We start from the raw sequence: 14,864 nt of genomic DNA, 5'->3' as shown, positions 1-14,864 counted from the left end.
GATGCCCAACTTTCTGCTCTTTCTTGCCGCATCGGTCGCGATCACGATTGCGCCCGGCCCGGACAATCTGCAAGTGCTCGCGCGCGGCATCTCGCAAGGACGTCTCGCGGGCGTCGTCGCCGCGCTCGGCTTCGCGTTCGGCGTGATCTTCCATACGACGCTCGCCGCGCTCGGCATCGCGGCGCTGCTGCGTTCGTCGCCGGTCGCGTTTCAGGCGGTGAAGCTCGCGGGCGCGGCGTATCTCGTCTGGATCGGCATCAAGGCTTTGCGCAGTCATGGTCTCTCGACGGCGCACGCGCGCCCGAGCCAGCCGCTTTCGACCGTGTTCCGCCAGAGCGTGATCGGCAACATGCTGAATCCGAAAGTCACGCTGTTCTTCATCGTGTTCCTGCCGCAATTCGTCGATCCGCATGGCGCGCAAAGCGTGATGCTTCAGATGTTCGAGCTCGGCGGACTGTTCATGCTGCAGACGGTCGTCGTGTTTTCGCTCTTCGGCATCGGCGCGGGGATGATCGGCGTATGGCTGAAGCGCCGTCCGCGCGTCGGCGTGTGGCTCGACCGGCTCGCGGGTGCGACGTTCATCCTGCTGGGCGTTCGCGTCGCCTTGCGCTGATCGGGGTTTGTGCATGACGCTGCCTGCCATTATTTCCGCGCGCCAGTTCGATGCTGCCGCGCACGCGCCGTTTTTCATCGGCGATGAACGCGTCGGCTGGATTCGCCGCACCGACGTCGACGCGCTGCGGCGCTGGCCCGACGTCTTCGGGATCGACGAGACATCGGTTCGGCTGAACGCATCGCTCGCCGATGTGAATACGCGCAGCGCCGCGCTTGGCGCGGTCATCGGCGCGTTGTACGCGGAAGGCCGGATTCCCGGCTGGCGCGACGAAACCTACGCGATCCGCAACGACTTCGACGCGCCGCCGCTCGCGTTCATCGAGCGTGCGGCGTCGCGCTTCTTCGGCACGATGACCTACGCGGTGCATCTGAACGGCATCGTAAAATATCGCGATAAGCCGCCGCAGTTGTGGATCGCGCGCCGCAGCGAGACGAAGGCGACCGATCCCGGCATGCTCGACAACATCGTGGCGGGCGGCATCGGCTGGGGCTTCGAACTGATGCCGACGCTCGTGAAGGAATGCTGGGAAGAGGCGGGCATGAGCGCCGGGCTTGCGCAAACCGCCGAGCGCGGCCGCACGTTTCATGTGCTGCAATCCTTGTCCGAAGGCACGCAGGCCGAGCAGATCTTCGTCTACGACGTCTCGCTGCCGCCCGATTTCGCGCCGCGCAACCAGGACGGCGAAGTCGGCGAGCATCGTCTTGCACGTATCGAAGAGGTCGCGCGCTGGATCGAGGAGGGCAAGCTCACCGTCGACGCCAGTCTCGCGACGCTCGATTGCATGCTGCGTCACCAGTGGATCGACGAAGACGCGTGCGAAGGTATCGACGCGCTCTTCGATCCGCCGCCGCTCTGAACACCAAGAATCAAACGAACGAGGAAAGGTCATGTCGACCGAACATAGTTTCTACCTGAAGTTGTCGTGCCCGGACCGGCCGGGAATCGTGCATGCCGTGTCGGGTTTCCTGTTCAACCTCGGCGCCAATATCCTCGACTCCGCGCAGTTCGGCGACAGCCGCACGGGCGAGTTCTTCATGCGCGTGCATTTTCAGCAAGTCGGCGGCGATCCCGGTATCGACGCGCTGCGCAAGTCGTTCAGCGACCTCGCCGACGAATTCGGCATGCGCTGGGAGCTGCACGACGCTTCGGTGAAGCCGCGCGTCGTCATCATGGTGTCGAAGATCGGGCACTGCCTGAACGATCTGCTGTTCCGCTATCGCACCGGCCAGTTGCAGATCGAGATTCCGGCGATCATCTCGAATCACAAGGATTTCTATCAACTCGCCGCGAGCTACGACATTCCGTTCCATCATCTGCCGCTGCTGAAGGCGACGCCGGATGCAAAGGCCGCGCAGGAAGCGCGCGTGCTGGAAATCGTCGATCAGCACGATACCGATCTCGTCGTGCTCGCGCGTTACATGCAGATTCTGTCGGCGAACATGTGCGAGAAACTCGCGGGCCGCGCGATCAATATCCATCACTCGTTCCTGCCGAGCTTCAAGGGCGCGAAGCCGTACTATCAGGCGTTCGATCGCGGCGTGAAGCTGATCGGCGCGACCGCGCACTATGTCACGTCCGATCTCGACGAAGGCCCGATCATCGAGCAGGAAGTGGAGCGGGTCGATCACAACATGACGCCGGATCAACTGACGGCGATAGGCCGCGACGTCGAATGCGTGACGCTCGCGCGCGCGGTGAAATGGCACGCGGAGCATCGCATTCTTTTGAACGGGCACAAAACGGTCGTGTTCCGTTAATCGCCCTTCAAATGCAGAAACGCCCGCAAGAAATTGCGGGCGTTTTCATTTATGGCGACCGGATCGAATCAGACAAGCCGCAGATAAATCAGCTCACGCTTGATATACGCGTAGAAAATCGGCGCGGCGACCACGCCCGGAATGCCGAATGCGGCTTCCATTGCGAGCATCGCGAGAAGCAGTTCCCAGGCGCGCGCCTCGATCTGGCCGCCGATGATGCGCGCATTCAGGAAGTATTCGAGCTTGTGGATGACGATCAGAAACGCGAGCGACGCGACCGCCGTGCCGAACGACACCGACAGCGAAATCCCGACGATGATCGTATTGGAGATCAGATTGCCGATCACCGGCAGCAGCCCGACGATGAACGTCACCAGCACGAGCGTCTTGGAGAGCGGCAATCTCTCGTGAAAGACCGGCAGCGCGACGAGCAGATAAAGCGCGGTGAAGACGGCGTTGATCGCCGAAATCTTGATCTGCGCGAACACGATGCGGCGAAACGCGTCGGCGAAGCGCGACACGCGCGCGATGAGCGCCGTGGACAGCGGCAGGCGATGATTCGACGGCCGCGGTGCGCTGACCGCAATGATCGCGCCGATGATCATGCCGATCAGGATATGCCCAAAGCCGCGCGCCATCTCCTTGCCGCCTTGCTGAAGCATTTCGGCGTGCCTGTGCATCAGCTCGGTAGCTTTGTCCTTCATCTGGCCGGCATCGACCGGCAGATAGTTCGCGATCCAGTCGGGCACGCGCAGGCGCGCGCTCGACGTGATGGTCATCAACTGGTCGAGCAGCTTTTGCAGGCTCGGCACGTCGTGCTCGAAATGCTCGATGGTGGCGACGGTGGCGCCCGTCAGCCCGCCGACGATGATCGCGGAAATCAGCCCGACCGCAATGAGTCGCGCGCCCTTGCTCACCACGTGGCGTTCGATGACCGGCGAGATCATGTGGACGAGCTGGAACACGAGCATGCCGGCGAGAAGGCCGCCCAGCAGTTTCAGATCGAGGACCAGCCACATCGCGAAGAGCGCGAGGATATAGCTGCCGATCTCCACCGCGGACAGCTTCGGCAAGCTCATGTCGCTCGTCAGCCTGACGTGGCGTGTGGGCAGGTCCCGTACCCGCGCCTCCTCGTTGGCAGCTTCGTTGCGCTTCGGCATGACTGCGTTCCTTTCCCCTGCTGCGTACGACGGTTATTCGTGCCGCGACGAGCGGCGCATTCCAACAGTCCGGCTGGCGGCGCCCGGCCACGAGGCCCGGCGCCGTGGTTCAAGCCGCCGATTTGGCCCGTTGCAGCAAGGGTGCCAGATATCTGCCGGTAAAACTCGCTTTTGACTTCGCGACCTGCTCCGGCGTGCCCTGGGCGATGATCTGGCCGCCGCCCGCACCGCCTTCCGGACCGAGGTCGATCACCCAGTCGGCGGTTTTGATCACGTCGAGATTATGCTCGATGATGACGACCGTGTTGCCCTGATCTCGCAGCCGATGGATCACTTCGAGCAGCAATGCGATATCGTGGAAGTGCAATCCGGTCGTCGGTTCATCGAGGATATATAGCGTCCGACCGGTATCGCGCTTGCTCAGTTCCAGCGAAAGCTTCACCCGCTGGGCTTCGCCGCCCGACAGCGTGGTCGCGGACTGGCCGAGCCTGATGTAGCCGAGACCGACATCGAGCAGCGTTCTCAGCTTGCGCGCGACCACCGGCACCGCCTTGAAGAACTCGTGCGCCGCCTCGACCGTCAGATCCAGCACTTCGCTGATGTTCTTGCCCTTGTACTGGACTTCGAGCGTTTCGCGGTTATAACGCTTGCCGTGGCATACGTCGCAGGGCACGTAGACGTCCGGCAGAAAGTGCATTTCCACCTTCAGCACGCCGTCGCCCTGGCAGGCTTCGCAGCGTCCGCCCTTTACGTTGAACGAGAAGCGGCCCGGATCGTAGCCGCGCTCCTTGGCTGCCGGCACGCCCGCGAAGAGTTCGCGGATCGGCGTGAAGAGGCCCGTGTAGGTGGCCGGATTCGACCGCGGCGTCCGGCCAATGGGCGATTGATCGACGGCGATCACCTTGTCGAAATGCTCCAGACCTTCGATCGACTCGTACGGCGCAGGCTCCGTTGCCGAGCCGTACAGATGCTGCGCGACCGCGTGCTGCAGCGTGTCGTTGATGAGCGTCGACTTGCCCGAGCCGGACACGCCCGTCACGCAGGTCAAAAGTCCGACAGGCAGGTCCAGCGTCACGCGTTTCAGATTGTTGCCGTGCGCCTCGACGATGCGCAGCATGCGCTCGTCCGGCGCGGTGCGCTCGGTTGGGTAACTGATCGTGCGCTTGCCGGACAGATACTGGCCGGTGATTGAGTTCGCGTCTTTCTGCACCTGAACCGGCGTGCCCTGCGCGACGATCACGCCGCCATGCACGCCCGCGCCCGGTCCCATATCGACGACGTAATCCGCCATGCGGATCATGTCCTCGTCGTGCTCCACCACGATCACCGAATTGCCGATATCGCGCAGATGCTTGAGCGTGTCGATGAGCCGGTCGTTGTCGCGCTGATGCAGGCCGATGGACGGCTCGTCGAGCACGTACATCACGCCGGTGAGCCCGGAGCCGATCTGCGACGCGAGCCGGATGCGCTGCGCCTCGCCGCCGGAGAGCGTTTCGGCACTGCGTTCCAGCGACAGATAATCCAGCCCGACGTTGTTCAGAAACGAGAGCCGCGCGACGATTTCCTTGATCACCTTGTCGGCGATTTCGCCCTTCGCGCCTTCAAGGCGCAGCGTCTGGAAATAGCCGAGCGCATCGCGCAGCGGCCAGCCGCTGATTTCGTAGATGCCGCGCGCCTGATCGTCGGCGCCGACTTTCACGAAGCGCGCCTCGCGCCGCAGACGCGTGCCTTCGCAGGCCGGGCAGGGCTGATTGTTCTGGTATTTCGCGAGTTCCTCGCGCACGGCGGCGGAATCCGTCTCGCGATAGCGCCGCTCCAGATTCGGGATGATGCCTTCGAACGCATGCTCACGAACCGACGCGCGCCCGCGCTCGTTGATGTAGGAGAACGGAATCGCCTGCTTGCCCGAGCCGTACAGGAGGATCTTGCGCACTTTCTCGGGCAGGTCCTCGAATGGCGCGTCGATCTCGAATTCATAGAACGCCGCGAGGCTCTGCAGCATCTGGAAATAGAACTGGTTGCGCCGGTCCCAGCCCTTCACCGCGCCCGCCGCGAGCGACAGCGACGGATGCGCGACCACGCGCTTCGGATCGAAGAACGTGATCTGGCCGAGGCCATCGCACTCGGGGCACGCGCCCATCGGATTGTTGAACGAGAAAAGGCGCGGCTCCAGTTCCGGCAGCGAGTACGAGCAGATCGGGCACGCGAACTTCGAGCTGAAGAGCTTTTCCTTGTCCGTGTCCATCTCGAGCGCGATCGCGCGGCCATCGGCCAGACGCAGCGCGGTTTCGAACGATTCCGCGAGGCGCTGCTTCATGTCCGGCCGCACCTTCAGGCGGTCGATCACGATGTCGATCGTGTGTTTGTCGTTCTTCTTGAGCTTCGGCAGCGAATCGACTTCGTAGATTTTCGCGACGCCCTCGTTCGCAGTGCCGCCGCCCGAGCGGATGCGAAAACGGATGAAACCCTGCGCCTGCATTTCCTCGAACAGTTCGACGTGCTCGCCCTTGCGATCCGCCACCACAGGCGCGAGGATCATCAGCTTGGTTTCTTCGGGCAGCGCGAGCGCGGCATCGACCATTTGCGAGACGCTTTGCGCCTCCAGCGGGATCAGATGATCCGGGCAGTAAGGCGTACCGACGCGCGCGTACAAAAGACGCAAATAGTCGTGGATTTCCGTGACGGTGCCGACGGTCGAGCGCGGATTGTGCGACGTGGCTTTCTGCTCGATCGAAATGGCGGGCGACAAACCTTCGATCAGATCGACGTCCGGTTTTTCCATCAACTGCAAAAATTGCCGCGCATACGCCGAGAGGCTTTCCACGTAACGGCGCTGGCCTTCCGCATAAAGGGTGTCGAACGCGAGCGACGACTTGCCCGACCCGGACAGCCCCGTGATCACGATCAGCTTGTGGCGCGGCAAGTCGAGATTGACGTTCTTCAGATTGTGGGTGCGAGCCCCACGAATGCGAATTTCTTCCACGAGTTCGTTCCGGCGTTTTTCGGGTGCTTTCGGATGATTTCAGCGGCGCTTTCATCTGCACGGACGGGCCATACAGCCATTGCCGGGCGGAAAGAGAGAGGGCCAAACCTGCTACTATAACGACTTTTAAAGGGCGCAGCTCCCGGGCCCAAGGGCCGGATGCACGCCAATCGGCCGGCGCGGGGACTTGCCGGCCATCTGCGGGGCGAGCGCCGGCGCGACGAGCTGTACGCGCACACGATGCGTTCCATATAGTGCCGTTTCGAGCAAGAACAAGGCGACCGCGCCTGGCTGCGCCGCAGGCCAGGCCATACGCGACCCTCATCCTTTTCCCGTTTCTGATGTCCAATCCGTCTGCCACGTCTACACGTCTCTCCGCGCCGGAGCTGCGGGCGACCGTGTCGCTCGCCGCCATCTTCGCGCTGCGGATGCTCGGTCTTTTCATGATCATGCCGGTGTTTTCCATCTATGCGAAAACCATCCCCGGCGGCGACAACGTGCTGCTCGTCGGCATCGCGCTCGGCGCGTACGGCGTCACGCAGTCCATGCTCTATATCTTCTACGGCTGGGTTTCCGACAAGTTCGGACGCAAGCCCGTCATCGCGTTCGGCTTGCTGGTGTTCGCGCTCGGGAGCTTTGTCGCGGCCATCGGGCATTCGATGGCGTGGATCATCGCCGGGCGTGTGATTCAGGGCATGGGCGCGGTGTCGTCGGCGGTGATCGCGTTCATCGCCGATCTGACCCACGAGGAAAACCGCACCAAGGCGATGGCGATGGTCGGCGGCAGCATCGGCGTGTCGTTCGCGGTGGCGATCGTCGGCGCGCCCATCGTGTTTCACTGGGTCGGCATGAGCGGGCTATTCACGGTCATCGGCGTGCTGTCGATCCTCGCGATCGGCGTGGTGTTCTGGATCGTGCCGGATCCGCCGGCGCATCCGGTCCACGTGAAGGCACCGTTCGCCGAAGTGCTGCACAACGTCGAGTTGCTCCGTTTGAACTTCGGGGTGCTCGTGCTGCACGCCACCCAGACGGCGCTGTTTCTCGTCGTGCCGCGCATTCTGGAGGAAGGCGGACTGCCGGTCGCGTCGCACTGGAAGATTTACCTGCCCGTGATGGCGCTCGCTTTCGTGATGATGGTTCCGGCGATCATCGCCGCCGAGAAACGTGGAAAAATGAAGAGCGTCATGCTGAGTGCGATCGGGCTTATCCTGATCGGCCAGTTGTTATTGGGCGCCGCTCCCCATACGCTGTGGTCCGTGGCTGCCATTCTGTTCGTGTACTTTCTCGGCTTCAACGTGTTGGAGGCGTCGCAGCCGTCGCTCGTGTCGAAGCTCGCACCGGGCACGAGAAAGGGCGCGGCGGCGGGCGTGTACAACACGACACAGTCGATTGGCCTTGCCCTTGGCGGGGTGATCGGCGGCTGGCTGCTGAAGCTCGACGGGCCGAGCGCGGTCTTCTACGCTTGTTCGGCGCTGGTGCTCGCGTGGCTCCTCGTCGCGGCATGGATGAAACCGCCGCCGCGCAGAACCGGGCGCGCCGCCTGAGCGATATTTGAATCATCGAATCAAGCCGGCATGGTGTGGACGAATTACGTCTGAAGACGGAATCGGTCCGATTGCAGCATTCGGCTGACAGTTAGCAAGGAATCTACCGGAGAAATCATGGCATCAGTCAACAAGGTCATTCTCGTGGGCAATCTGGGCGCCGACCCGGAAACCCGCTACCTCCCGAGCGGCGACGCCGTGGCGAACATTCGTCTCGCGACGACGGACCGATACAAGGACAAGGCCTCCAACGAGTTCAAGGAACTCACGGAGTGGCATCGCGTGGCGTTCTTCGGCCGACTCGCGGAGATCGTGAACGAATATCTGAAGAAGGGCTCGTCGGTGTATATCGAAGGGCGTATCCGCACGCGCAAATGGACCGATCAATCGGGCCAGGAGCGCTATTCGACGGAGATCGTCGCGGATCAGATGCAGATGCTCGGCGGCCGTGGCGGCGCGGCCGGCGGCGGCGATGACGGCGGCTACAGCCGCAGCGCGCCGATGGAGCGTTCCGGCGGCGGCGGCGGGCGCGCACCCGCAGGCGGACGCCCGAGCGGCGGCGGCGCGGGTGGCGCTGGTGGCGCCGGCGGCGGTTCGAGCCGTCCGAGTGCGCCGGCAGGCGGCGGCTTCGACGACATGGACGACGATATCCCGTTCTGAAGTTTCGTAACCGAGAGTGTAAAGATCGACCCCGCCTTAGTGCGGGGTTTTTCTTTTTCTATAAGGGCCTGCGGGAAGTTGACAGGCTGCAACAGTAAACGAAGGGGTACCGCGGCTCCCGCGTTTTTGCGCTCGTAAGCCGCGATGGTCAATTTCCGGCTGCGAACTAGGCCGGACGGCCTTCAGCAAGCGTTGTCACGGAAAAGACGTAAACATTACCTAGGTTGGATCGCATGCGTGTGCGGAGGCCTCCATGAGCGCGCGATTCCACATCATTGTGATTCGGCATCCAGGCGGTGAGCGTCTGCCCGCATTGCTGGACGCGGATCGACAACCTGTCACATGGATCAACGTCTACCTGATCAAGCGCCTGCGCCTGCGGCTATCAATGAATAGCCTGATCAAGACGCTGTACGTGCTCGGACAGTTGTGGACCTGGTCGACATCCGAGCGCTTCCCGCTTCAAGCGCGACTCGTTTCTGGCCATGGCTTGAGTCAGGATGAAATTGTGAGCCGCCTGTACCCCTGGTTGCGGCGTGATTTCCAGACGTCGGGCAAAGTGACAAAACTCGTCGTTGCGCCGAGTACCGTAGCCTTCCGGCTCAACGTCGTCGCTAAATGCATCACCTGGCACCTCGAGTGCGCGATGTCAGCCTTGCCGGTTGGCGCGCCTGAGATCGCGGACATCCAGTCGAGAGTGAGTTTCACGCAGCGTTGCTTCGCGACGCTCGCCCAAGCCGGACGGACCTCGGCGGAGCATGCCGCTCCGTTATCCTCGGAGCAGTTAGACAGGCTCATCAAGGTCTGCCATCCCGACTGTCCCGAAAATCCTTGGAAGGCGCCGTATCGGCAGCGCAACTACCTCATCGTTCTGCTCTTAGCGATGCTGGGTGTGCGGCGAGGAGAGTTGCTCAAGCTGCGGGTCTCAGATTGTTTGCTATCCGGCGATGCTCCCGCCGTGCGCATCGTGCGGGCACCTGATGATGCCGCTGATCCGCGGGTGGCCGAGCCGCAAGTAAAAACAGAGCCAAGACACGTACCGTGCGACCGGTCTCTGGCACGGATACTCAACGACTACATTTGTGGCTCTCGTCGGCGAATACCGGGTGCTTCGCACATGCCCTTCTTGTTCTTGAATCGCAACGGCGGCCCCTTGAGCCTTGTACGTGTCAATGGGATTCTGAGCCAAGTCGTCGCGTCTCATCCCGAGTTCGAGCATCTCCACCCCCATCAGTTGAGAAGCACATGTGCCACCGAATTCAGGGCAGCCGGGCTCGCTAACGGTCTCGACGACGAACGCGTGACGAGAAACATGATGTACTTCTTTGGATGGCGCTCAGCGGACTCAGTTAAGCCGTATATCGACGCGGCCATCCGACGAGAGGCGCACGAAATCGGGCTGCGCTATCAGGTCACCTTGTTCGCGCGATCGGAGGGGAAATCATGACCAACGACGATGTGAATCGGGCGATGGCCACACACCTGTGGCGTTATGGACTGCCTCGATTGCCCGAAGGCGAGATCGACCGAGATGGTAGACGAGTGGATCTGAGTGGCGTTAGCTGGCGATGCAACGCTGCAACCGCGCACGTCGCCATCAATTGGCCGCGTCTCGAAGTGAGCAACGTCATCGTGAGTTACGCGCTCCGTCGCTGGGCCATCATGCTCACAACGCAAAAATCCGGAGCCAGTGTCGGGCAAGCTGTAAAGACAATAACGAGCGTGCTTGCTGGGAGGGCAATAGAAAGTCGAAGAGTCGTCTCGTCGCGTCGGGCGAGTCTCTGGGAGGGCCTCAGCGACATAGACAATCCTCAGGATCTTCGCCCGGCATTGCGCGCGGTAGTAGAAAGTTCGATCCAAACGCTGCGCGAGTCGAAACAACTTGCCAGCTTCTACGTGATCCGTCGGTGGTACGTCTGGTGCGCCGAAATGCTCACTGGCCTTGGATTCGACAAGTCGTTCGCACAGGATCTTGATGAGATACGAATTCCGGCACGGCCGTCAAAACTGGCTGTAGAACTCGAAGACGAAGATTGCGGTCCGTTGTGGGATGTTGAAGTGACAGTGCTGCGTCGAGCGTTGAACGATGACGCCTCAATGCAGCGCGTCGACGTCATGCAGCGCGTGGCGACGGCGCTCAGCCTCGCCTACGGGCGCAATCCAGCCAACTTCTGCCTGTTGCGCGAGACCGACCTGCGCAATTCGCTTGAGGGATTCGCGGTGCCCGCGCAATGGATGCTGTCTATTCCGAGAATCAAGAAGCGTGGCGTCGGTCCACGACAAGCGTTCGTCGAAGAGCGAGTAAGTGAAGAACTGTTGACGCTGTTGCGGCAATTACTCGAGGTCAACAAGACAGTCGACTGCGGCCGCTACCCCAGACCGCTCTTCATGCGCAACCGGGTAGACAAGTGGCGCCAGGACACTGACATGGGCGAGTTTGCCTACCATATAACGTCCTACCAGTTCGCCGACCTAGTGAAGGGATTCGCGCAACGAATGTCGCTTGTCTCGCCGCGCACCTTGCGTCGCATTCGAATCGCGCCGCGTCGATTGCGCTACACGTTCGCGACGACGATGGTGGAGCTTGGCGTTTCGAGAGGCATGTTGGCAACGATGCTTGACCACTCCGATACGCAACACGTCCACGTCTACTACGCGCTTAAAGGCCGGCGCATGACGCGCATCCTCGATCGCGCGGCAGCGCTGAAACTCGGGCCGTTGATGGCTTTGTTCAGAGGCAGGGTCGTCCCGTCAAGCGATCACGCAATCAACGGCGAGCGGCAGGACAAGCGTGTCGTCTTTGTTGGCGACATGAGGGCAATCGATCCAGTGAATATCGGCTCATGTGGCAAAAGCGGCTTGTGCGCGCTAGATCCGCCGTTCTCCTGCTACGTGTGTCCCAAGTTCCAACCCTATGCGCAGGCAGACCACCGCGCGGTGCTCGATGCTTTGCTCGCGGGTCGTGAAGCACGTGCTGAACGATACGGAACCCGCATCGCGGTGCAACTGGACGATGTGATCTACGCAGTCGCTCAGGTCGTCGATGTGGTGGAGGGCAATGACCATGGAACCGGCAAGATCGCGCAAATCAATGGCGGCGCCTTATTGCGTAGTCGGGGCGCTCTCTAAGAATTGGATTGTTAATGAAGCAACGCTAATTGCTCATGCGCAGGCAGTTATCCCCTTTGCGGGCGTCGAGTGGAAGAGCGTGATCTGGGATGTGTCGGAAGCGTACCGGCATCGCATGCGTGGCTATAAAGCCGACAAACCTGTGCAGCGACTGCTGTTCACGCGACATGGGGCGGGACCACGGAAGCTGGGCAAGGCACTGGGCGGTTCATTTGGCGACGTGGTGAAAGCGCTGGTTTGCATGCGGCACCGCCAACGTGGCCAGTCTGCAATCAGTCATATGGTGTTCGTACGCGCCACGCGCTACGTGTATGAGGCGCTGGCCGATCGTGCGTACGAGATCAGCGAGCTGAGCGCCGATCATCTGGATGCTGCAGCGGATGCTCTGTTCGAGCGGGAACGCGAATCATCGGCTTACAAGGTAATAGGTCACATGGAAGAGTTCGCCGATATGCTGGATCGCAATGGCCTGTGCCGGCTACGGCTTGACTGGCGCTACCGTCGCAAGCTTCGTCCTCGTTTCTCCAGCGACGGTAGGCGTCCAGGTAATGTCGGCGGCATCAAGCCGCGCGAGCGCCTTCCCGACGAACGCGCGATACAGGCCATCGGCGCGCTGTACCAGAGCATTCCCCGCGGTCTACCCTCCACCGATCCGGCGAGCGCAGACCGCATCATCGTGCTGGTTGCGACGCTGATGGTTTGCACCGGGCTGCGTATCGGAGAAGTCTTGACCTTGCCGGCTCGGCCGCTCTCGTCGGCTCAGGATGGCAGCAAGGCCCTACGGTATGCCCGGCTCAAAGGCAGGGCAGATGATGTCGCGGTCGAGTGGACGCATAAGCCGCTGCTTGGCGAGACGGAAACTCTCGTCGAAGAGGTACTCGCAGAAATGCATCTGGCGACTGAAGGCGCACGCAGCGTATCTCAACGCTACAACGAGACGCAGGATTTACTCGCTGATGCGCAGTGCCCGAGTGAGGTGAATAGCGCTGAGCTTGTTTCGGTGCTCGGTCTGAGAAGCACCAATGTGATGCAATTCCTCAGATGTCGGGACATCCCTCATCGACTCGTGGGCGGAAGAGTTCAGGTGCGCCGGGCAGATCTGCATAAAGGCCTGCTGCAAGATCATTGGACAAAGCCAGTCATCCCGGGCGGCGCCGGATCTAGCCTGATGCTGCACGAAGCGCTTTGCGTGGTCTATGCCAACCAGATGCATCGGGGAACCAGGACAACTCTCTGCTATGCGGCGCGTCCCATTACGGATCAGAACGTCAGCGACTTCCTGGGTGGTCGGGGCGAATGTGCTTCGGTCTTCGAACGTCACAAGATGGTGATGGAGGGTGGAGGGAACATCGATATCCGCTCACATGGCTTCCGCCACTTCCTCAATCACCTGCTGGATGAAGGCGGTGCGCCGGATTTGGTCCAGACGAAGTGGTTTGGCCGCAAGTATCCGGCGGACACGAAGGCCTACCAGCACATGACAGCCGTCGAGCGGGCCGCGCACGTGGTGAGCGAGGTCATGGGTGGCCGCATGAAAGGCGTAGTCGCCGATATCGCCGGAACGCTTCCAGCCGATCGTGCGAAGACGTTTCTCGCAGCCCGAATTCAAGCGGTGCATGACGTCGGCCCGGGTATGTGTTTGCACGACTTCCAGATGTCGCCGTGTCCGCGGCATCTGCAGTGTACGGCCGATTGCAATGACTATGTCTGGCGTGACGGCGACCTCGAACGCGCCGACGAACTGAAGCGTCAGGCAGCGGTCGTCAGCATCAGCTTGGAGACGACTCGCGAGCTTGCACATGATGGCGTCATGGCGCCGGACTGGGCCACGCACCTGCAGTCCAAGTATGTCCAGTTGATGACTCAACTCGCGTTGCTCGGCTTCGACCAGACTGAGCTTGCACGCTATATTGAAAAAGAAGGTCCGTGATGGTCAGATCGATCCGTGCCAACGCAAAACTCGACGAAGGCAAGATGGCCAGCATCATTGCTGAACTGCATCGCTGGCGGGCCGGCGAATTGGGACGAAACTTGACGTGGGGGCGCATTGAGGATTGCTCTGGCTATACGCGGCAAGCGTTGAGCCGCCATCCACCGATCTTGCGAGCCTACCAGGCGGCCAAGCGCGCGCTGGACAAGCCTAAACGTCGTTCTCGGACGCGATCGACCAGTGACGAGATCCTGTACCTCGATCAGATGATCCAAAGTTTGCGTGAGCAGCTCAGCCATTACGAGGCAGCCGAGCGGGCGTGGATCGAACGCTGGCAGCGTATTGCCTACCACTGCTCACGGCGAGGACTGAGCGTTGACGAGTTGGACGGCCCGATCGACGAGCAGCATCGACGATAACGCATTGCCTCGAAGCAGCACTCGAGTTCGGCAAGCTGCACGAAAGTTAAAAGCGCGTATGAATTCGTCTTCATTCCGCGTTGCTTCATCGTAGGCGGCATCTAAACTGGCTTCACTCCCGCGCTCGGCGCATCGAAAAAAGCCGCTCGGTCGGCCAATATTTACGGAGCCTCGAAGCTATTCTTCTCCGACGCGGTGCCCACAAGGCGTCTGCGACAAATGTTGACAGGCAGTCGAAACAGAACCGTTCTGACCCACCGATAACGATTCGCGCATCGAAAGATGGGCCTCCGGCTGACATAGCCCGAGGCCCATCTTTTTCGTCCCGACAGGGCGTTTTCTGAATTATGTTGCCCGCTCACCCTTTTCCCGCCTGCGCATATTAATCTCTTGGAATCGCATGGACGACGGGTGCGCCCGGAATGGAACCGAAAGGCTTCGAAGCCTAATCGGACTTCTCCTATGGTCTGTTAAATATTCGCAATCTATTTTGAAAGTGATTTTTCAAGAAAATACAAGAGTAGTAATTATTTGCTTGCCGTCATTGATTTAGGTATTTGTAAGCGAATTTGTTCGTCGTATTTAACTAAACACAAATTCGGACGAAACATGCCTATGTCGATTGGCTCGGATTAATCCCCCGAGCAAGGCCGACCCAAGCAAACT

Annotated in this window: 11 protein-coding genes; 9 read left to right on the top strand and 2 right to left on the bottom strand. The window is 61.0% G+C overall.

Features of this window, described 5'->3' with window-relative positions; all coding sequences use genetic code 11:
- The first annotated feature begins 1 nt into the window (after window position 1).
- Genes ACEN42_RS14105 through purU form a run of 3 tightly spaced genes read left to right on the top strand, consistent with a single transcriptional unit; the run spans window position 2 to window position 2,373 of the window.
- Window positions 2–613, top strand: a complete 612-nt coding sequence (locus tag ACEN42_RS14105) for a LysE family translocator (protein WP_371880254.1) — start codon at window positions 2–4, stop codon at window positions 611–613.
- 13 nt (window positions 614–626) lie between these two features.
- Window positions 627–1,472 (top strand): DUF4743 domain-containing protein, encoded by an 846-nt coding sequence (locus ACEN42_RS14100; RefSeq protein WP_371880253.1) that lies wholly within the window; start codon window positions 627–629, stop codon window positions 1,470–1,472.
- Between the two features lie 31 nt (window positions 1,473–1,503).
- The gene (purU, locus tag ACEN42_RS14095; RefSeq protein ID WP_035497603.1) at window positions 1,504–2,373 is read left to right on the top strand and encodes a formyltetrahydrofolate deformylase; all 870 of its coding nucleotides are present in this window, start codon (window positions 1,504–1,506) and stop codon (window positions 2,371–2,373) included.
- Window positions 2,374–2,441: 68 nt separating this feature from the next.
- Here purU and ACEN42_RS14090 read toward each other — a convergent pair whose 3' ends face one another.
- Both ACEN42_RS14090 and uvrA read right to left on the bottom strand, forming a co-directional pair.
- Window positions 2,442–3,533: an AI-2E family transporter gene (locus ACEN42_RS14090; RefSeq protein WP_187607445.1), complete on the bottom strand. Its 1,092-nt coding sequence runs from the start codon at window positions 3,531–3,533 to the stop codon at window positions 2,442–2,444.
- 109 nt (window positions 3,534–3,642) lie between these two features.
- Complete coding sequence (gene uvrA / locus ACEN42_RS14085; RefSeq protein WP_187607446.1) at window positions 3,643–6,516, bottom strand: excinuclease ABC subunit UvrA; 2,874 nt, start codon at window positions 6,514–6,516, stop codon at window positions 3,643–3,645.
- Between the two features lie 341 nt (window positions 6,517–6,857).
- On the opposite strand from uvrA, the gene ACEN42_RS14080 reads away from it, so the two are divergent.
- The 6 genes from ACEN42_RS14080 (at window position 6,858) to ACEN42_RS14055 (ending at window position 14,198) form a co-directional block, all read left to right on the top strand.
- A complete protein-coding gene (locus ACEN42_RS14080) occupies window positions 6,858–8,060 on the top strand; it encodes an MFS transporter (RefSeq protein ID WP_371880252.1) in 1,203 nt (400 codons plus the stop codon).
- Window positions 8,061–8,177: 117 nt separating this feature from the next.
- Entirely contained in the window at window positions 8,178–8,720 is a 543-nt protein-coding gene (locus ACEN42_RS14075; protein ID WP_371880251.1) for a single-stranded DNA-binding protein, read from the top strand.
- 253 nt (window positions 8,721–8,973) lie between these two features.
- Window positions 8,974–10,167, top strand: coding sequence for a tyrosine-type recombinase/integrase (locus ACEN42_RS14070; protein ID WP_371880250.1), 1,194 nt, complete (start codon window positions 8,974–8,976; stop codon window positions 10,165–10,167).
- Window positions 10,164–11,849, top strand: coding sequence for a tyrosine-type recombinase/integrase (locus tag ACEN42_RS14065; RefSeq protein WP_371880249.1), 1,686 nt, complete (start codon window positions 10,164–10,166; stop codon window positions 11,847–11,849). The genes ACEN42_RS14070 and ACEN42_RS14065 overlap by 4 nt, the downstream gene beginning before the upstream one ends.
- A complete protein-coding gene (locus ACEN42_RS14060) occupies window positions 11,779–13,779 on the top strand; it encodes an integrase (protein ID WP_371880248.1) in 2,001 nt (666 codons plus the stop codon). The genes ACEN42_RS14065 and ACEN42_RS14060 overlap by 71 nt, the downstream gene beginning before the upstream one ends.
- A complete protein-coding gene (locus ACEN42_RS14055; RefSeq protein WP_371880247.1) occupies window positions 13,779–14,198 on the top strand; it encodes a hypothetical protein in 420 nt (139 codons plus the stop codon). The genes ACEN42_RS14060 and ACEN42_RS14055 overlap by 1 nt, the downstream gene beginning before the upstream one ends.
- Window positions 14,199–14,864 lie beyond the last annotated feature (666 nt).

Origin of the sequence: Caballeronia sp. S22 (assembly GCF_964261745.1) — a bacterium.
GTDB classification, from domain to species: domain Bacteria; phylum Pseudomonadota; class Gammaproteobacteria; order Burkholderiales; family Burkholderiaceae; genus Caballeronia; species Caballeronia jiangsuensis.
Note: the sequence above shows the minus strand (reverse complement) of the source record. Positions and strands in the feature narration are given on the sequence as shown.

Coding starts and splice junctions, on each gene's coding strand:
- ACEN42_RS14105 (WP_371880254.1), top strand. CDS start 2: ATGCCCAACTTTCTGCTCTTTCTTGCCGCATCGGTCGCGATCACGATT.
- ACEN42_RS14100 (WP_371880253.1), top strand. CDS start 627: ATGACGCTGCCTGCCATTATTTCCGCGCGCCAGTTCGATGCTGCCGCG.
- purU (WP_035497603.1), top strand. CDS start 1,504: ATGTCGACCGAACATAGTTTCTACCTGAAGTTGTCGTGCCCGGACCGG.
- ACEN42_RS14090 (WP_187607445.1), bottom strand. CDS start 3,533: ATGCCGAAGCGCAACGAAGCTGCCAACGAGGAGGCGCGGGTACGGGAC.
- ACEN42_RS14080 (WP_371880252.1), top strand. CDS start 6,858: ATGTCCAATCCGTCTGCCACGTCTACACGTCTCTCCGCGCCGGAGCTG.
- ACEN42_RS14075 (WP_371880251.1), top strand. CDS start 8,178: ATGGCATCAGTCAACAAGGTCATTCTCGTGGGCAATCTGGGCGCCGAC.
- ACEN42_RS14070 (WP_371880250.1), top strand. CDS start 8,974: ATGAGCGCGCGATTCCACATCATTGTGATTCGGCATCCAGGCGGTGAG.
- ACEN42_RS14065 (WP_371880249.1), top strand. CDS start 10,164: ATGACCAACGACGATGTGAATCGGGCGATGGCCACACACCTGTGGCGT.
- ACEN42_RS14060 (WP_371880248.1), top strand. CDS start 11,779: ATGACCATGGAACCGGCAAGATCGCGCAAATCAATGGCGGCGCCTTAT.
- ACEN42_RS14055 (WP_371880247.1), top strand. CDS start 13,779: ATGGTCAGATCGATCCGTGCCAACGCAAAACTCGACGAAGGCAAGATG.